13 protein-coding genes and 1 tRNA gene are annotated in these 20,493 nt (G+C 36.2%); all 14 read right to left on the bottom strand.

Going from position 1 to position 20,493, the window contains the following annotated elements; genetic code table 11:
- Positions 1-140: 140 nt before the first annotated feature.
- The 14 genes from ACFSAH_RS00750 to ACFSAH_RS00685 all read right to left on the bottom strand — a co-directional run bounded on the left by ACFSAH_RS00750 (position 141) and on the right by ACFSAH_RS00685 (position 20,381).
- Positions 141-1,496: a polysaccharide lyase 6 family protein gene (locus ACFSAH_RS00750; RefSeq protein ID WP_379660767.1), complete on the bottom strand. Its 1,356-nt coding sequence runs from the start codon at positions 1,494-1,496 to the stop codon at positions 141-143.
- 12 nt (positions 1,497-1,508) lie between these two features.
- A complete protein-coding gene (locus ACFSAH_RS00745; protein WP_379660766.1) occupies positions 1,509-3,839 on the bottom strand; it encodes a chondroitinase-B domain-containing protein in 2,331 nt (776 codons plus the stop codon).
- Positions 3,840-4,017: 178 nt separating this feature from the next.
- The gene (locus ACFSAH_RS00740; RefSeq protein WP_379660765.1) at positions 4,018-5,343 is read right to left on the bottom strand and encodes a hypothetical protein; all 1,326 of its coding nucleotides are present in this window, start codon (positions 5,341-5,343) and stop codon (positions 4,018-4,020) included.
- Between the two features lie 31 nt (positions 5,344-5,374).
- On the bottom strand, positions 5,375-6,967 hold the full coding sequence (locus ACFSAH_RS00735; RefSeq protein ID WP_379660764.1) for a RagB/SusD family nutrient uptake outer membrane protein: 1,593 nt from the start codon (positions 6,965-6,967) through the stop codon (positions 5,375-5,377).
- An 11-nt stretch (positions 6,968-6,978) separates the two neighbouring features.
- Positions 6,979-10,176 carry a SusC/RagA family TonB-linked outer membrane protein gene (locus tag ACFSAH_RS00730; RefSeq protein WP_379660763.1) on the bottom strand — a complete coding sequence of 1,066 codons (3,198 nt, stop codon included), beginning with the start codon at positions 10,174-10,176 and terminating at the stop codon, positions 6,979-6,981.
- A gap of 640 nt (positions 10,177-10,816) precedes the next feature.
- Positions 10,817-10,890: transfer RNA gene (locus ACFSAH_RS00725), tRNA-Ala, on the bottom strand.
- A 52-nt stretch (positions 10,891-10,942) separates the two neighbouring features.
- The gene (lpxB, locus tag ACFSAH_RS00720; RefSeq protein ID WP_379660762.1) at positions 10,943-12,049 is read right to left on the bottom strand and encodes a lipid-A-disaccharide synthase; all 1,107 of its coding nucleotides are present in this window, start codon (positions 12,047-12,049) and stop codon (positions 10,943-10,945) included.
- A gap of 9 nt (positions 12,050-12,058) precedes the next feature.
- Positions 12,059-12,322 carry a stationary phase survival protein SurE gene (locus tag ACFSAH_RS00715; RefSeq protein ID WP_379660761.1) on the bottom strand — a complete coding sequence of 88 codons (264 nt, stop codon included), beginning with the start codon at positions 12,320-12,322 and terminating at the stop codon, positions 12,059-12,061.
- Positions 12,315-13,088: a 5'/3'-nucleotidase SurE gene (gene surE / locus ACFSAH_RS00710; RefSeq protein ID WP_379660760.1), complete on the bottom strand. Its 774-nt coding sequence runs from the start codon at positions 13,086-13,088 to the stop codon at positions 12,315-12,317. Before surE ends, ACFSAH_RS00715 begins: the two co-directional genes overlap by 8 nt.
- Positions 13,089-13,348: 260 nt before the next feature.
- The gene (acs, locus tag ACFSAH_RS00705) at positions 13,349-15,256 is read right to left on the bottom strand and encodes an acetate--CoA ligase (RefSeq protein ID WP_379660759.1); all 1,908 of its coding nucleotides are present in this window, start codon (positions 15,254-15,256) and stop codon (positions 13,349-13,351) included.
- Positions 15,257-15,280: 24 nt separating this feature from the next.
- Positions 15,281-15,667: a response regulator gene (locus tag ACFSAH_RS00700; protein ID WP_379660758.1), complete on the bottom strand. Its 387-nt coding sequence runs from the start codon at positions 15,665-15,667 to the stop codon at positions 15,281-15,283.
- Position 15,668: 1 nt separating this feature from the next.
- A complete protein-coding gene (locus ACFSAH_RS00695; RefSeq protein ID WP_379660757.1) occupies positions 15,669-18,371 on the bottom strand; it encodes an ATP-binding protein in 2,703 nt (900 codons plus the stop codon).
- 203 nt (positions 18,372-18,574) lie between these two features.
- The gene (locus tag ACFSAH_RS00690) at positions 18,575-18,793 is read right to left on the bottom strand and encodes a DUF6814 family protein (protein ID WP_379660756.1); all 219 of its coding nucleotides are present in this window, start codon (positions 18,791-18,793) and stop codon (positions 18,575-18,577) included.
- A 28-nt stretch (positions 18,794-18,821) separates the two neighbouring features.
- The gene (locus ACFSAH_RS00685; protein WP_379660755.1) at positions 18,822-20,381 is read right to left on the bottom strand and encodes an MFS transporter; all 1,560 of its coding nucleotides are present in this window, start codon (positions 20,379-20,381) and stop codon (positions 18,822-18,824) included.
- Positions 20,382-20,493: the final 112 nt, after the last annotated feature.

Here is a 20,493-nt window from a genome sequence, read left to right as displayed (position 1 = left end):
GAAAAATACCATTTTTTATTGATATTATCGCTTACCAAACAAAGTCCTTTCTCTGTTTCACCAATGATTTTAGCGCCGTTTTTTTAACCCTTCAATCAGGGTGCTACTAAACAATAAAGTTGAGTTTAAACCCAGCTCTGTTAAAAATCCTTTTTAGCCGTATCCCATACTGGTCCTATCTTTTCTTTTTTCCAAAACGGAGTTTTCACTTCGTTTTTCCTTTGCCAGATACCATCTGACTTTACCAGATCAGTTCCTAATTTCACAAAACCTGTAGGTAAAGACGCTGCATCTGTCCGGTTATTATCTATAATTGTTCCCTCTGGTTGATCTTCTATTTTTATCACCGTACGGGTATTTACTATATCATTATGCTGTAAAAAGCCTCCCTTAGGTGGCAATACTCTGGTAGTATTTTTTCCCGAACCTATATTGATGGCTTCTTTAGAGTCTACAATAATATTATTGGTAATTTCGGGATTAATTACTCGCCAATATTCATGTAATTGAGGCTGTTCTAAAGCATTCATCAGGGAGATACCTGCTCTTAGTCCACTACCATCTAAACCTTGTAAATAATTTCCAAAAACCTTATGATTCTCACCAATAACCCTGATTCCGCCTGTATTTTTCTTACCATTCCCCAAGATGTAGTTATTAGAAACGGTATTGTTATTTCCGTGTCTGAAAGTTACCGTTCCATCGCATTCATAAAACAGGTTATTGTTAATGGTGTTATGTCCCGATTTTATGGAGATAATTTCCATTTCGCCATCACATTTATCAAAAATATTGTTTTCTACCAACGTATAGGAATCATGCATAGACCAGGTACTGGTTCCTATCCTGATGGTTTCTCCTCCGTTTACACCTAAAGCTGGTCGCGGACCAAAGTAGTTATGATCTATCTGATGATAGTTTGGTTTCTCTGCCAGCCAAACCACCAACGTTGTTCCCTGATGCGTTTTACCCGTAAATTCACAATGGTCTACCCTATTATTTTCGCCATTTAGGGATAGCCATTTATAATCAAAGGTTTTGTCTGGGTGGTTATAATTTATTATTGCCGAATTGGTGATTCTGCTATTCGATGCATTTTTTGTAAATAGAATCACATCCGCTTTTTCTGAATAGCCTTCTTTAAACACAAAACCATCAACCGTTAGCCAGTTACCATCTATTTTTAAATTGGAGTGTCCCGTAAAAAAGGTTTCTCCTGCTTTTTCTACGGTTACAACTATTGGTTTCTCTTGGGTTCCGTTGGCTTTAATGTTAATTTGCTGGTCTTTCCATATCCCTTTTTTGAAGATAACTTTATCTCCAGGATTAAGTTTCAGTGCATTAAATTCAGCAATTGAAGCCACAGTATAGGTATTCCCTTCGTTTTTTGTACTTTGATTGATACTTATTTCTTCTGCATTTTTTCCGGAAGCACAAGCTGTAGAAGCCAGAGCTATAGATAACAGAAAAGAGAAGGTTAGCTGTCTATAATTCATGGTGATATATTGTTAATGGATTGTTGCGCCTATTGTTTTTCCGTCTGCTGATTTTAATTTCAAAAAAGACTCATTCTGAGGCTTAAAGTTTAATTGAGTTACATCAGAAAATTTAGGGTCTATTTCATAAATGTTTTTACCCAAAACTTTGTTATAAAAAGATTCTACCCTGCCTGCATTATAGAAGTTACAATAATCTACCAGAATTTCGTCCCATCTAAATTCTCTAAATTCTATGGCACGGCCACCTTGTCCACTATAGGCAAAATTACTATTTGTAATGGCAGCATACTGTACCCCTACTAGTCTTACCACGGTTCCTTGTTCCCGATTTTCAATTTCATTAAAGGTACAATGGTCTATGGTTACAAAAGGCCCCAGTGTGCTTTCATCGTTTCCACCACGATACACATTTACTGCACTCCCCATTACATTGGTAAAAACGGTATTGGTAATAATAGTGTATTCGGCTCCGTAGGCTCCTCTATCATCTTTTTCCTCTGCTACGTTTACCGCCGTCCCTGAAATATTTCTGAATAAGGAATTTTTAATAACCAAACTATCTGCCAAAGTATTTTTTGATGCTTTGATACCTGCAAAGGAGCTTTCGTTATAATCATAAAACTCACAGCCATCTACCGTCAGGTTGTAATGCCTGTTCATTGCTTTATCGGTTGACCTGATTCCTGCCTGTACGTTTCCATAGCTCTCAAAAGCACCCTGAAAGGCAATATTTTTTATTTCTAATGATCCTCCGTTTTCTATAGTAATAAATGCCGGAATGGTTTTGAAGGATGCATTTACAAACACTGGTTTCTTATTCAGATGTTTGGCAGCCATTATAACTAAAGGTTTATTGATGATGAGCCCTTCTTCTAACTTATAGAAACCATCTTCTGCTAAGATAATGGTATCGCCTGCATGGGTTTTATTAATTAATTCCTGAATTTTTTTAGTGTCCGATGCTTTTATGTATGTTGTGGTATTTTTATTTTTAGCTATTTGCTGATTGGTATTGTACCATTTGGCTCCTGCCTGATTTACTGTAATAAACGCAAGTTGTTTAAGATCTGCTCCATAATTTTTAGCCTGTGGTACTGTAATTCCGTTTTTTACGGTATTGGTAATTTTTACCTGAGTAAATCCTTCTCTGCTAACGGCACTTTTATCTATGGCATTATTGGATACAATTACACCACCATCATTGTTGTCGTCCTGATAAACGGGATCACTGGCATTTACAAATAAGTTTTTCTGGAATGTTACCCTTTGTGGCGATAAGGTCCTCTCGGCATCTTTACCTGCTCCAAAAGTAAGCGGAGTACAGTTAACAAATGTATTGTTTTCTATTTTGGCATCTACTACCTGATAATACCTGTTGATTAGTGAGTTTGGTACACCGTTCATAATAGAAAGCGGGGATCTGAATGCGGTTCCTTTTAGCTCCAAAAAGACGTTATTGGTTACCCGATGCCCGGGATTAACAATCCTTACTCCACCTGTAAATGGTTTGTTGTTTCCTATAAACAAGTTTCCATTCACCACATTACCCAATCCATGTCTTAAAACCAAGCCCCCTTCGCATTCAAAAAAAGTATTTCTACTGATATTGTTTTCTCCTGATTTAATAGAAACAATCTCTACCTCGCCATTACAATGCTCAAAGTAATTATCTACAATCTGGGTTCTTGATGGGGTTAGTGAATATCTGGAAACACCTATTCTTATCGTTTCTCCTCCGTTAGATCCAAAACGCTGACGACCTTTAAAGTAATTATGGTCTACGCTATGGTTGTTATCCTGACTGCGTTCATCATTCAGTTCGGCAATTAAAACCGGACTTGCGGTTAATTTATTAATAAATGTGTTATGATCTACTCTATTATTCTTTCCCCATAAAACTATCCAGTTTTCGTTTCTAAAGCGTTCGGGATTGTTAAATTCATCAATCACACATTCTGTTAAACGACAATTGTTTGCCAACCTATCGTTGTTTACTCTAAAAACAATCAAGTCCTTTTCCGGCGTGTAACCATCTTTAAAATGAAGTCCTTTGATGACTAAATACTCTCCGGCTATTTTTAAATAGGATTGCCCTGTAATGATGACTTTCCCTATACTTCTGGGTACAATAACGATAGGTTTTGTGGCTGTACCCTTCCCTTCTACAACCAACTTTGCATCCTTCCATTCTTTATTTTCCAGAAAAACAGTATCACCGGGTATTGCTTTCTGAACTGCTTGCTTAAGCTCGGCAGGAGAAGAAACGGTGATGTTTTTGGCTTGTAAGGTTTCTTTTCCTAATAATAGCGGAATCGATAATAATATAATATGTTTCAGCATTTACGGTTAATTAAATAAGGCTGTCTCAAAAAAATTCGTCATTCTGAGTTTATCTCAGATCCTATCTCTATATTAGGAAATCTATTATCACAGAGCTAAATAACTATATTTTAGATTCTGAAACGAGTTCAGAATGACAAATTTCACTAATCTGAGACAGCCTCATAGCCAATAAAACTTATTTTTGGACGTACATATCAAATTTAATGGTAGCAAATTTGTTATTAGTAGTAACATAATCAACTTCCTTTACTTTTAATATTACATTCAGTTCTCCTCCATTTTCTTTGGGAACTTTAATCCAAATCAGGTTTCTCGTAGTAGCATTAAAGTCTGCTGCATTTCCATCTGCCGGATTCTCCACATATTTAGCCTGACTTGAGCTAGGGGCAGTAATACCTATAAAAAAAGTATCGTCTAAAGTTGAAATATTCCCGGATTCGATATTTGCATAAACTGCTTCTGTAGCCGCATTCTGATTTTTTATTATTGCCCTAAACTTGCTGGTTTTTAATGTAGAAATATCACTTTCTGGTATTCCCCATGCATTTTTACCACAATAAAAGTTTTTAGCAATAGATTTAGCATTTGCTGGCTGATAAAATGTAGCATTGCTGCTTGTTCCATAAAAAAGGAACGCTACTCTTTGATAGTCTTTTAATGGATCTGAGCTGTTTTTAGATAACTCATGCAAATCACAGTTTCCAAAGGTTGTCCAGGTTAAATCATTTACCCAACTTGCCACAGAGTTAGCTACGTTATCTCCCTGCGCGTTCATAACTATATCTTCTCTAAGGATGTAAGGTGTTGTTCCAATTTTTATAATATGATTTGTAGAAAAGTCTTCTTTATCATAAAGTACAATTTGAACATTATTTGCTCCCGGTCTATAAGTATAAGTGTAATTTACATCATAGCTTTTAGCATTGTTTAAATTGTCAATAGAATGAACTAAAGTAAAAGGCCCTGTAGAATCATCAAGAATTTCAATTTTAGTGATTCCATTTTCAGATTCGGCTTTTCCCTGAATAACAATCTGATCATTATCATCTAACTTTTCGTTGGTTGGAAAACCTGATAATTTAGGTAAATGAGGAAAATAAGCATCTATTTTTACAAAGCCTTCTGTAGCCGCATTATTTAAGCTTTTAACCATCATTTTTATACCTTTTACTTGCGACATATCTGGTTTTTGAAAAAGATTTTGAGGAAAAACTATACTTAAGTCTTTTATGTTATCTTCTTCTTCCGGAAAAAATATTCCAAGTAAGGAATCGGGTTTATTGCCTCTGATTAAGTAACTGTATATAGACTGTACACCTACATCAGACTTAACATTTACTTCTACGTCACTATTTGGAGATAATTTCTTATTCCCCATATTAAAAATATACTCATCTGCTTGTACACTTACATTAGCAGTTGCTTTTTTATCCTCTTTCTTACAAGACATTACTACCATGCTCACCAGAAGAAATACAAGTATTTTATTAATTCTTTTCATATCTTTTAGTATTACTTTTACTGAACTCATGTTAATAACCAGCATTTTGACCAATTTTCAACTGATCGTTTTTATCAATTTCTTTTTGCGGAATAGGTAACAACAATCTATCCTGAGTAACATTAGCCTGTAATGCGACCAAAGTTATGGGTGGCGTTATTTTACTATAATGTGTTGCAAATTCCAGCGCAAAATGGTCTTTAATGATTTGGGTAGCATCTGGCTGACGTAGAATATCAAAATATCTTTGGTTTTCAAAAGCCAGCTCTATACGTCTCTCGTTTAGCAAAGCTTTTCTAAAAGATTCTGCATCTGACAAAGCTGCTGCTCCACTAGCCGGATATTTATAAAACTTAGAGGTAAAGTCTGTATTGGAACCATAGTCTGCAGCACCTGCTCTTTCCCTTACTTTATTGATTAAACCCACTGCCTCTCCATTTACACCATCAAAACCAATGGCTTCTGCCTTCATTAATAGAACGTCTGAAAAACGGATTACAGGAAAATCGTTCTCCGCATCGTATCTTAAAGAAACCTGAGAAAGGAATTTTTTAACGTAGGGCTTGGTTGATGTATATTGAGCAATAGTTGCCTCTTTTCGTTTGTCTCCAACTTTATAAATGGTTTTCATTTCCTCTGTAGGAAAATTATATCCGTTACCATCATTATTCACCACCGCATTACCGCTTCCTGTAGGGGCAAATAAATTAGCAAAAGGAGAACCTATACCCAAACCTCCGGCCTTATACCTTACTGCAAAAATAATTTCCTTATTCATTTCGTTAGTTATAGAGAAAACATCTGCATAGCTTGTTAACAGTCCATAACCACTATGATCTATGACATCGTTTAATAAAGTAAGCGCATCGCTTTTATATGTCCCGCCTAATGTCAGGTAAACTTTTGCCAGTAATGATTTTGAAGCCCAGATATTGGCTCTTCCCAGGTCTGCCACCGAAGTAGCTGTAAAAGCTATATTTGGAAATACTTCGTTTGCCTTTTTTAAATCTGCAATAATAAAATCATATAAGTCCTGTACCGAACTTTTGTCTTTCAATTTTGCTTCCTGTGGTGTAAATGGCTTATCCATCAGGAAAGTTCCTCCAAACAAGCGCACTAAATTAAAGTTATGATAGGCTCTTAAAAACAAGGCTTCACCAACAACTTTATTGGCTTCTGCCTGGGTCATTTGAGCACTTCCATTACCTATTACAATCTGCTTATTTTCATAAGTTACCCCTAAGCTTCTCAAGACATAATTAACAGACCTGATATTATTATAGGTGGCTAACCAATAATCATAAACTCTTTCGTGAAAAGGGTTTAAGGTAAACATATCCAATGCATTTAATTCTGCATTTACCACGTTGGTACTATTAGGAACGCCTTGCTTAGAGTTATCGCTTCGTAACTCTGTAAACATCCATTCTGAATATAATGGACCTTGCATACCGTTATAGCATCCTGTTAAGGCATTATTAACCTCTTTATAATTTCTGTAATAATTATCTACAGGTACGTTTGATATGGGTTGAATATCTATTGATTTTTGACAAGAGGCTAAACCTACTGCCATCAAAAATGCCGCTATCTTAGTTTTATTGTGTTTTAATATCGTTTTCATCTTGATTTCAATTAGAAGTTAAGGTCTAAACCAAATGTAAATGTCTGCATTAAAGGGAAAGCACCTCTCTGGTATCCTGTTACTAAAGGAGAACTATAAGCATTTGAAGTTACCCTTGCTTCCGGGTTGATGCCTCTATAACCTTTACCCATGAAATAAGCCAGATTATCTGCTGATGCATAAACCCTAACAGCATTTAATCCATATTTTTTTAATGATTTTTTGGGTAAGGTATACCCCAGAATAACATTTCTTAGCGATATATAACTTGCATCTTCTAAAACATAGTCAGAAACCATCCAATCTGCTCCGGTAGTAAAATATGGTGTGTTACCATCACCTGGGTACATAGCGCTTAACCAGCGATCATTGCTATTGAATTTTTTATTGAATCTTTTGGTTTCGTTATAATAAGCATCACCATTAATGACCTTTCCTCCCTGCGAACCTTGTACCAGCACATTCAAATCGAAGCTTTTGTATTTAAATGCATTAGAAAAACCCCATGTAAAGTCAGGAAAAGGAGTTCCTAAAACAACCCTATCATCTGTGTTTACAATGTTATCTCCATTGGTATCTGCATATCTCAAACCACCTGGAGTAGCAAAGCTGGTAATAGCAGAAGTGATTCCTGATGCGGTAATTTCATCTGCAGACTTCCATACTCCTTGCGTTTTATATCCAAAAAACTGGATAGAAGGTTGGCCTACTATTGCGGCGTAAATTTCGTTTCTTTCGCCATAATTATACTGGAAAGGCTCTCCGCCTAACTCTAACAACTTATTTTTGTTTCTGGCAAAATTGATAGATGAAGTCCACTCAAAATTCTTGTTTTTAAAATTGCTTGAACTAAACTCAACCTCAATACCGTTATTTCTTACTTTTCCGATATTATTGATAAACTCATCTGAACCAATAAAGCCCATGGCTGCCTGGTTAAACAATAATTTATCGGTAACGGATCTGTAATACTCCAGCGAAAGATTGAATCTGTTTTGTAAGAAAGCCAAATCTAAACCTGTATTAGACTCGAAAGTACGCTCCCAGGTAATTAATGGGTTGGCTATTACTGATGAATTTGGAGCTAAACCAGAATTAATTTCTCCATTGCCTGCACCAAAGCTATAATGAGCCGGATACAATAGGTTTTCAAAAGAGAAACTATTTATTTTATTATTTCCTGTTGCACCATAACTGGTTCTCAGTTTCATGGTTGTTAACCAGGTTACATCTTTCATGAAAGGTTCACTGGTAACATTCCAACCTGCTGATACAGATGGGAAAAAGCCATACCTTCTGCCAGATGCAAAATTAGAACTCGCATCTGTTCTAAAACTTGCCGTTAACATATATTTACTATTGTAATCATATGTTAACCTACCTAAATAAGATATTAAACCCAGTCTGTCTTTTAAAGTAAACGTTCTGCTTTTATCTATTTGGGCCGCCTGGTTTAAAGTCTGGAAGTCTTCTGTTGGAAACCCCATTCCTGCCATACTGGAATTATCTATCCAGGTTTGCTGAACTGTATAACCTAATAATCCTGTAAAGTTGTGCTTCCTTTTTGAGTAAGCGTAGTTTAAAGTATTTTCCCAAAGTAAATCTTTATAAGTTCTGCCAACCAGTAGTGCCTGGTTAATAGCACCATCCTGTTTAGCATTACTTTGAGTAAATGTGGTACTTTCCTCCGAAGTATAATATCCTCCCAACGAAGTTTTGAATATTAGTTTAGGAATAATTTCATAAGATAAATCTCCGGAAGAGATAAGTCTGTAAGATGTTCTGGCTATAGACTCCCTATTTGAAATAGACAATGGAGTATTATTTGCTGTATTCCATGGATCTACAGTTCCTGTACTTTGCCAAAAAGAACCATCAGGCATATAACCTGCATAAGATAAACCATTAAAATGACGGGCTTGCGCATAGTCCCCTGGCATAATACCTGCCCATTGTGCATTCTGCCTTACATAAGCCGCTGTAAACTCATTATGATAATCAGGCACAAAGCTATACCATCTGTAATAATCTGTATAATTTGCAGAAGGTTTGGTTGTTTTGATATATGAAGGGTTAAAGTTTAAGCTGAATTTTAATTTCTTGGTGAGGTTACCATCAATTTTAGCTTTAAACGTGGTTCTGTCATTTTGACTAAATTTCATAATCCCCTCATCCTTTTGCATACTCCCGGAAACATAGTACTTCAAATCTTTTTTACCTCCTGAAACGCCCAGCTGAACGTTGTAAATACCGGCATTATCATTTAATGCCATATCCTGCCAATCTGTAGCATAACCGGTAATCTGGTTCTCTATGATATAAGCAGCTCTCTCTGTATCTAAAATCAGGTTTTTTCTATTTGCTGCAACAGATTGGTCATTTTCTCTTAACGCCGCTTCTGCATATAATTTATTAACATATTCGGTCATCGTCAGAATATCATGCAGCTTATATGGGTTTTTAAAGCCATAATAGCTTTTTACAGATATTCTGGGCTTATCTGGTGTACCAGACTTAGTGGTAATCAAGATAACGCCATTAGCCGCTCTGGAGCCGTAAATAGAGGCTGATGCAGCGTCCTTTAACACTTCAATAGATTCTACGTCTTGTGGATTCACAAACGAAAGACCGTCAGGAACAGGATAACCATCTACTACAACCAAAGGAGATGAATCTGCACTGATAGAGTTAAAACCTCTTACACGTACAACAGGTTCAGCACCAACTTCAGAACTAACATTCTGAACGGTAACTCCTGCAATTTTACCAATAAGGGCATTGTCCAGACGAGAAGTTGGAATTTCATCCAAGTTCTTATTCTCCAATTTGCTTACTGCAGATGTAATGGCTGATTTTTTGAGACTACCATAACCCACCACCACTACTTCGTTCATTGCATTAATCATCTCCTCCATACTCACATTAACCACCCCCGCCTTTGATACACCAATTGCCTGCGTTTTAAACCCCAGATAACTAAACACTAACATTTTTCCGGTTTCTACAGAAATGGTATACTCACCATTAGGCCCTGTCAATGTTCCTTGTTTGGTATCTTTAATGGCTACCGAAACTCCGGGAAGGGTTTCGCCCGTAGTGGATTTCACTACTCCTTGAACTTTAACTTTGGTTTGTGCTAAGGTAAGCTGACTAAAAAGTAAACTTGCTAACAAGCACAAATAACCGCCCACGTAAATTTTGAACTTCATAATTTTAATAGGTTATTAATTAATTGGATCTTTATCCTTTCGTTATTTTTGGCACTCCAAAAATTGGTTTACCAAAAATTGGTTTACCAAATATATAAATTTATTTGATGATAAAAAATCTTTTACGTCTGTTCTTTTGATTTTTTATTTAATATTTCGCCTAATCGGTAATAACGAAATTATGTAGGGTTTGACTTTATGAGGGGAGAATTCCTTAAAGTATAGGTGTAAAATCTTATTTATATTCATCCAAAAAAGCATTTTAATAAACTTTATTAGCTTTTTTATCAAAATGTAGGCGAAGATTATCTTCTTTTTCAAATTTATTTAAAGTTGCTTGGTCAGTAAAACATAAAAGAATGACGAGCTATATAATAATTATATCTTTTACCACTTAACACTTCTAACCTCCTCTGGTATCTTGAGAAATGGTTTTGAAAGAAATTCACAGCTTATTAAAAACCAACAGGTAATACCGGCATCAATGCCAAAAGAGAAAGACACTATTATTTATTATACAGTAATTCTAAATGCTGCCATATCTGTAAAACAGACTATTTAATTCACAAAAAAAGTAGGGTGTTGAAAAATAAAAAACGGTGTAATTTTTCAAAAACACCGTTTACATACTTTAAAGAAGTGGAGAATACCGGATTCGAACCGGTCGCCTCTTGCCTGCCAGGCAAGCGCTCTAGCCAAATGAGCTAATTCCCCAAAAGCAGTGCAAATATGATAAAATAAATCCGTATTAGGGAATAATTTATATTCATTTTTTTAAGTAGTTGTACATCAATGTGGCTGCTCTTTTAGATGCACCGGGCTCTCCCATTCTGTTATGCAATTCGTTATAATCTTCCATCATTTGACCCCTTCCATTTACAGACAGAATTTTCTCTACTTCCTGTTTCAGCTTATTTTCATTACAGTCTTCCTGAATCAGCTCTTTTACAATTTCTCTATCTACCACCAGATTAACCAGTGAAATGAATCCTATCTTCACTAATAATTTTGCTATACCAATAGAAATAGGATTACCTCTGTATACCACCACTTCCGGAACCCAAAATAAGGCTGTCTCTAAAGTTGCCGTTCCTGAGGTTACAACTGCGGCTTTTGCATGAGACAACAGATCATAAGTTTGCGAAAACACTACAGGAAGTGTATGTCCTCCGGTATATTCCTGATAGTCTGAAACTGTAAAATTCGGCGCTCCAGCTATTACAAACTGATATTCTGGAAAATGAGAAACCAAAGATACCATAGAAGGTAATAAATATCTAAGCTCTTGCCTGCGACTACCGGGCAGTAATGCTATGATTTCTTTTTCTGATAGTTTATTTTCTTCTTTAAATTCAGGATGAGGTTCAAAAGCAGCTATGGCATCCAATAAAGGGTTTCCAACGTAATCTACTTCCATTCCCCATTTTTTGTAAAAGTCTACTTCAAATGGAAAAATGCAAAACATCTTATCAACCACTTTCTTAATCTTAAGCACTCTTTTCTGATTCCACGCCCATACTTTTGGTGAAATATAATAGAAGACTTTTATATTGTTTTTTTTAGCAAAATCTGCAATCTTAAGATTAAAGCCAGGAAAATCTATTAAAATAAGAACATCTGGTTTATGCTGCAAAACATCTTTCTGACAAAAAGATATATTTTTAAGCACCGTTCTGAGGTTTAAAACAACTTCTACAAAGCCCATAAATGCCATGTCTTTATAATGCTTAATCAGATCGCCTCCCTGTGCCTGCATTAAATCTCCACCAAAAAACCTGAACTCGGCAGAATCATCTACTTCTTTTAAGGCCTTCATCAAATTGGCTCCGTGTAAATCTCCTGATGCCTCTCCTGCTATAATGTAATATTTCATGGGATTGTATTAATGTTGGTTAAGCTTATAATATGCAAAGATTGCCGAACATATAAACGTAGCTAAAATTATACCTCTGGCCGTTTGTTCCTGATACTTTTTTGATGCTTTATTAAAACTAAAAAAGTTTAAAGCCACACATCCAATATAAAGTAAATCAGCTTTTTTCAATACTTCTACATGGCTCATTATAAAGTCGACTACCAAAAAAGCAAGTGACGGCAAGGCTAACCCGTATAAAACACCAAGAACTAAAGAATCTTTTTTAAACATCCAGGTTCCAGCTATTTAGAAGTGAAATAGCATGATGTGCTGTTAAATCAAACTGAACAGGCACTACCGATGCATAACCATTTTCCAATGCCCAAACATCAGAATCTTCTCCTTTATCCAAATTCTGAAAAACCCCGGTTAACCAGTAATAATTTCTATGATAAGGATCTGTTCTTTCATCAAATTCTTCTTTCCATTTAGCATTAGCCTGACGACAGATCTTTAGCCCTTTAATATGTTCACCTGATGGAAAATTAACATTTAACAGAACTCCTTGAGGTAAACCATGCTCTAAAATCTGAAGAACTAGTTTATGTACGTATTTTTTGCAATGTTCAAAATTTGCATTCCATGAGAAATCATCTAACGAAAACCCGACTGACGGAATACCTTCAATGGCACCTTCCACCGCAGCAGACATTGTTCCTGAATAAATTACGTTGATGGAACTATTTAATCCGTGATTGACTCCCGAAACACAGATATCTGGTTTCTTGCCCTTAAATACTTTATTGACAGCTAATTTCACACAATCTACCGGTGTACCAGAACATTTGTACATTTCTATACCCTCATACATATCCACCTTATCAAAACGCAAAGGCTTGCTAATGGTAATGGCATGTCCTGTTCCCGATTGCGGACTATCCGGAGCCACCACAACCACATCGCCAATCTCTTTAACTACTTCTATTAAGGCTTTAATTCCAGGTGCAATAATACCGTCATCATTGACAACTAAAATAGTAGGCTTGTTCTTCTTCATTAAGCAAATATAGAAAAGAAAAACAGCTATATGGTTTCAAACAATTAAACCTAAAAAAGAAAAGGAAGCATGGGGTGCTTCCTTTTTCTTTACTAAACCTAAACCTAAACGTATGAATAAGACTGTCTAAAATCTTACGTTTAGAATATATCAAGTACTGTGCCAAAAAAAGGGAGCGATTAAAAAACCGCTCCCTTTTTATCTAAAAAGCAAATAACTCTTTTTCTTAGTGATGAGCTATAGATGTAGTTTATCTAAAATTAAAGACGATTGTTTTTAATTTCATCTACTACTGCCGGGTCTAATAATGTAGAAGTATCCCCCAGATTGTTGATTTCTCCCTCTGCAATTTTCCTCAAAATCCTTCTCATAATTTTACCAGATCTTGTTTTAGGCAAACCATAAACAAATTGTATTTTATCTGGCCTTGCAATAGGTCCTATCAAACGGCTTACCGTAGCAGCAATATCTTTTTTCGTTAATTCCACATCTCTCGCCTCTTTAGACAATACCACATAAGCGTATAAGCCCTGACCTTTAATATCATGAGGATAACCCACTACAGCCGATTCGATAACATCTGTAAACATATTGATGGCGTTTTCTACTTCTGCAGTACCAATCCGGTGTCCCGACACGTTAATCACATCATCTACCCTTCCCGTAATTCTATAATAACCATCCTCATCTCTTAAACAACCATCTCCTGTAAAGTACATATTTTCGTAAGTTGCAAAATAGGTTGTACGGCAACGCTCATGATCTCCGTAAGTTGTTCTCAGCATTCCAGGCCATGGGAATTTGATGCACAGATTACCTGTTACATTATTACCTTCCAATATTTCACCTTTTTCGTCTACCAAGACAGGCTGTACACCCGGTAAAGGTAAAGTAGCATAACAAGGTTTAGTAGGTGTAATACCTGCCAACGGAGAAATCAGGATACCGCCATTCTCTGTTTGCCACCAGGTATCCACTATCGGACATTTTTTCTTTCCTATTTGCTCATTAAACCAATGCCATGCTTCCTCATTAATAGGCTCTCCTACAGATCCCAATACTCTTAAAGAGCTCAGGTCTTTTCCCTCAACAAAGCTAAGACCATGCTGCATTAATGATCTGATGGCTGTTGGCGCAGTGTATAGAATATTTACTTTAAACTTATCTACAATATCCCAGAATCTACCCGCATCCGGCCAGGTTGGTATACCTTCAAACATCAATGTTGCGGCTCCCTGAGATAGTGGTCCATAAACAATATAAGAGTGTCCTGTAATCCATCCAATATCTGCTGTACAGAAATAAACATCGCCAGAGTTGTACTGGAACACATTTTGGAAAGTATATCCGGTATATACCATATAACCACCACAAGTATGCACTACGCCTTTAGGCTTACCTGTAGACCCGGAAGTATATAGTATAAACAAAGGATCTTCGGCATCCATTTCTTCTGCCGGACAATCTACCTGTCCCAGTGTTTCCGCTTTATGAATCTCATCAATCCACCACACATCACGACCTTTAATCATAGAAACAGGAGTGCGGCTTCTTGTTAAAACAATTACTTTTTGTACAGAAGGACATTGTACCAAAGCATCATCCATAACATTTTTAAGTCCAACTTCCTTAGTTCCACGGAACGATCCGTCTGCGGTTACCACAATATTACATTGGGCATCCTGAATTCTGTCCGCAATAGATTGTGCAGAAAAACCTCCAAAAATAACAGAGTGTATAGCTCCAATTCTGGCACATGCCAATACTGCAATAGCCAACTCTGGAATCATTGGCATATAAATACATATTCTATCACCTTTTTTTGCACCATTATTTTTAAGTACGTTGGCAAACAAACATACTTTTTGGTGAAGGTTTTTATAAGTTAATACACGATGATGCTCATCAGGATCATTGGACTCCCATATAATAGCAGGCTCGTCGCCTCTTTCTTCTAAATGTCTGTCCAAACAATTTTCCGTAATGTTTAATTTTCCACCTTCAAACCATTTGATCTTCGGCTCCTTAAAATTCCAATCCAGTACTTTGTCCCATTTCTTCTTCCATACGAAATTCCCAGCGATGTCTCCCCAAAAATCTTCGGGTTGCTCTACACTGTACTGATAAGCTTTCTGATACTCTTCAAATGATCTAATCCTTAAATCCATTTTTTTAGTTTTATAATATATAGTTTATTTGTTTAACAATTTGATGATCTTCTCTATCAGCCTTCTTGTAGAAAAAGGCTTAATAACGAAAAGATCGGCACCCTTTGAATATGCGAGTTTGATATCTTCATCACGACTTTTGGCTGATATAAAAATAACCTTTACTTCCCGGTCATTCCAATTTTTTTTAATAAAATCTGCAACTCCATAGCCATCTATCCCAGGCATCATAATATCCAGCAACACAACGTCCGGTTCTTCGGCTTTTATTTTTTCGATAGCCTCCTCCCCATTTACTGCAATAAATACCGTAGCTTCCGCCTTTCTGAACAAAAATTCCAGCGACATCACTATCGCAGGATCATCATCCACTATTAAAATCTTTTTATTTTTTAATACTGTCTCCACCATCCTATTTATTTAAGGTAAAAGAAATACCTGCTCCTTCTGTATATTCCTGCTCCACCCAGATCTCACCCTGATGTAACTCCACTATTCTTTTGCATATAGCCAAACCCAACCCACTACCCTGATTAGAGTTATGTATCTGGTAGAATTTATTAAAAATATGCGGTCTATGTTTCTCCTCTATACCTTTTCCGTTATCTTTTATACTAATTAACAACTTATCATTCACATCTTTTACACTTACCTTAATCTGCCCTGCCTCTTTATCGGCATATTTTATAGCATTTGCCAATATGTTTTGTGTCAATCTGGTCAGCAATTCCTGATCCGCATTTATAACCATATTGTCCGATAGCAGAGATACCTCTAATTTAATTTTATGTTCTTCTAACAGCTTAGAAAATGCTTCAATAGCATCGGTTATAACCTGTTGTACATCTACCGGTCCAAATTGTAATTGCTGACTTCCCGATTCTAGTTTTTCCAAATCCAAGACACGGGTAATCAATCTGCTTAACCGCTCTATTTCCTTTATCATTACAGCTAAAAAATGCTGTTTCTGATCCTCATCAATATCCGGATTATCATATAAAATCTCAGAAAAGGCCCTGATAGATGTCAATGGAGTTCTCAGCTCATGAGTAATCGTATACAGAAATTCGTCTTTAAGAATTTCCGCCTCTTTCATTTGCTGATTGATGGAAGCTAAAGATTCAGAAGCCTGTTTTAAAGCCATCGTTTTTTCTTCCAATTCTTTATTCAGCGCTATCAATTGCTGCGATTCTTTAATCAGCTCCACCACTTCATTAAGCGTCACTTCCTCTTCTTTCAGTATAGATTCTATTAATAATTTAGAAGAAGCGGTGCCTATTACTCCTGATAATACTTTTTCTGAATAACTTAAAAAACGTTGGTCAATATTATCATCAGCCAACCGGATATTAACTCCATAATTTTTTTCAAACTCCTTAATCATCTGCATTAGCTTCTCTTCGCCCAAAAACTGTTGTAAAAAAGCCTGCATTTGTCCATAACTTACCTGACCACTTCTTTTAACTGCTATTTCGTAAGGCGTATGGTATTTAGAATTATTCACAAAAAGCTTTGCCTGCACTTTTTCAACTTGCTTAGTTCTAAAATAAACCGATCCTAAAACATAAAAGGAAACGTTAACGAACATGCTCCAAAAAAAAGAATGACTTAGCGGAGATAATGCCGTCATACCAAACAATGCCTGTGGTTTTAAAAGCTCCCACCCAAATAATCCTTCTTGCATAATTGCATCAGGAATAAAACCCACTCCTGCGATAGCAGGAACAATTAATGTATAAAACCAAACCACTACCCCGGCTGTAACACCCAATAAAGCTCCTTTTTTATTTCCCGACTCCCAAAAAACACCTCCTAAAACTGCCGGAGCAAATTGTGCCATTGCAGCAAAAGATATCAGCCCGGTTGATACCAGGGAATAACTTTCCGCTACTTTTGTAAAATACGCATAGGATAGGATCAGGATTAACACAATGGAAAAACGCCTGATGGTTTTGATTGAACGCTCTGCCTGCGGCAAAAAAGTTTTGCGCAAACCACCTATCCTCAAAATTATTGGCCACAGCAAGTTATTGCTAAACATGGTACTCAAGGCTATAGTTTCTACTATAATCATCCCAGTAGCCGCAGAAAAACCACCTAAATACACTAAAAAAGACAATAAAGATTGTCCTTCCCTAAAAGGTAACGACAAAATAGCATAATCTGCTTCTATACTTCCTTTCGTAAAAATCATATTGCCTGACAAGGCTATAGGTAATACAAAAAAATTAATCAGCAGCATATACAATGGCAAAATCCACATTGCTTTTTTAATATGCTTTTCGTCTGTATTTTCAACAACAGCTACCTGAAACTGCCTTGGCAAAAGCAACATAGCCAAAGACGACAATAAACATATCACTATCCAATCAGTATAACCTGTTTCGCCGTTCAGTAAAAATGAATTTTCATAAATTCCCTTTTCAGTAGCTTTTCTAAAAACATCAGCAACGCCATTATTAAGGAAATAAACAATAAAAACACCACCTATAAGAAAACACACCAATTTGACTATAGATTCCAAAGCCACTGCGGCAACCATTCCCTTATGTTTTTCTGTAGAATCTATTTTTCTGGTACTAAAAACAATAATAAATACTGCTAAAATAACAGTTATCCACAAGGGGCTATTCCTGAAAATATTCTGATGGATTAATGAGGTATAATATCCTGAATCTATATTTTGAGTCAGGTAATCAAACGTTACGGCTATTGCTTTAATTTGCAATGCAATATAAGGCACTAAACCTAATACGCATACAATGGTAATTACCGTACCTAGTATAGCACTTTTACCATATCTGGCAGATATAAAATCAGCTAAGGAAGTTATTCTGTATTGTTTGCATATCCGGATAATACGCCTGAGGAGTAACACCCAGATTGGAGCAGTAATAGTAGGACCTATGTAAACTGCCAAAAAATCTAACCCATCATCATTTGCTTTACCTATACTACCATAAAATGCCCAGGCCGAACAATAAACCGCAATAGAAAAAGCATAGATATAAGGTTGCAGTTTTACAGAGAAAAGATTTTTCTCTGCCCTGTAAGCTACCCAAAACAGCAATAGCAAATACGCAAACGATCCTATAATTAACAACCCGGCGTCCATCTATCAGAATTTGCGTTTAGAAAGTATGTACAAAACCAGAATCATCAATATCCACCCTCCAAAAAGATAGATATACAATAAAGGAATGTCCTTTATAAAAATTAAACGGTTGAAAATTGAAAGCATAGGATACCCCATCAATACTACAAAAAGTAAAGTCAGTAATACTATACGTTCTTTCTTCAACCGTTCTTTCACTTCCTTTAAAAATCGTACTCCCCCTGCAGACAGTACAAGCCAAACACAAACATTCCTCCGGATATGATTGGCATCAATATAAATGTATAAATAACTGCAGGCACCAGATCTTCTGTCGTTCCTGCGGCAAATTTTGGCAAAGCCTGACTTACCAACAGGTAATACCCTGCCACTAAACCAACTATTATCCAAACTATCCCTAATATTCTTCTAATTGAATTCATGTCTTTCTTATTTTATATGTTCAAAAACCTATTCTCTAACTTTTTGATTGTTATTGATGTAGAGTAACCCGATAATGAAGGAAATTCCCGCAATAATAATCGGATACCATAACCCTTCCAGATATGGTCTATCAAATGGCAGTTCGTTTCCTGCTGCCGCAGCTATCTCATTCGCTGACTGAGCCTTGGTTGCTAAATAAGTAGCTATTGCAGGTAACAAACCTCCAAAAACACCATTACCTATGTGATAAGGCAAAGACATAGAAGTATAGCGAATATTCGTTGGAAACATTTCCACCAGGAATGCTGCAATTGGACCATACACCATGGCTACATAAATAACCTGTACAAAAACCAGTAACACTATAACCCAGAAAGAACCTTGATCAAGATTTGTTACCTTTTTTAAAGTCGCATGGTTATTACTCATATTTTCGGTAGTAATTTCCTGATAAGTTGTTCCACCCTCATAATATTTGGTAAGTGTAGTCACTTTCAAAGAGTCTGTACTTTCATGAGCCATTGAGTATGTTACATCTGTAACGGATTGATCTTTTAACTCTATTTTATTGGCTACATCTGCCGTTTTGTAAATTTTATCATAAATAGGACGGTACGTAATAATAGCAATTAACATTCCACCCAGCATAATAGGTTTCCTGCCAATCTTATCTGATAACCAACCAAAAAACACAAAAAAACCGGTTCCCATCATTAATGCCGTAGCAATAATATAATTGGTTTGATCAAACTCTACGTGGCATACGGTTTGTAAAAAAGACAACGCATAAAACTGTCCGGTATACCATATTACGCCCTGCCCCATAGCCGCACCAAAAAGGGCAAGCAATACAAATTTGAAATTATATTTTTTACCAAAAGATTCTTTCAATGGATTTGCTACGGTTTTTCCTTCAGCTTTAGCCTTTTTAAATAAAGGCGATTCATCCATATTTCTTCTGATAAAATAAGAAACTACCACCATAACAATAGACAGTAAAAATGGCACACGCCATCCCCAATCTTCAAAAGAAGCCTTGTCCATAGAGTTTCTGGTAATCAGAATAACAAATAGAGAGATAAAAAGACCAATGGTAGCTGTTGTCTGTATCCATGAAGTACGTAACCCTCTTTTATTAGGTTCAGAATGTTCAGCTACATAAGTTGCTGCCCCTCCGTACTCGCCTCCCAATGCCAAGCCTTGTAATAACCTTAATATTAATACAAGAATAGGAGCTGCGAAACCGATGGTATCGTATCCCGGAATTAAACCAATAGCAAAAGTAGAAAGCCCCATTAATAACAACGTTACCATAAAGGTGTATTTTCTTCCAATGATATCGCCCAAACGACCAAAAAATAGGGCGCCAAACGGACGCACTACAAAGCCTGCGGCAAATGTTGCCAATGTTGAAAGAAAAGCCGCTGTAGGATTGTCTTGCGGAAAGAATTTTGTAGCGATGATAACCGCCAAACTACCGAAGATGTAAAAATCATACCATTCGATTAACGTTCCTGCGGAGGATACGCCGATAATTTTCCAAAGGTTTCTGTTACTCTCCTTTTCTTTAGAAAGTGTTTTTTCCATAACTCAAATTTAGGTTTAGTTGAAAATTCAGAATAATTGGTGATTCTAAATTTTATTAAATTTTAAAATAAGTATACAGAAATGCAAAAACAGTATATACATCTGTTAACAA

Origin of the sequence: Pseudopedobacter beijingensis, from assembly GCF_042678145.1 — a bacterium.
Classification (GTDB): domain Bacteria; phylum Bacteroidota; class Bacteroidia; order Sphingobacteriales; family Sphingobacteriaceae; genus Pseudopedobacter; species Pseudopedobacter beijingensis.
Note: the sequence above shows the minus strand (reverse complement) of the source record. Positions and strands in the feature narration are given on the sequence as shown.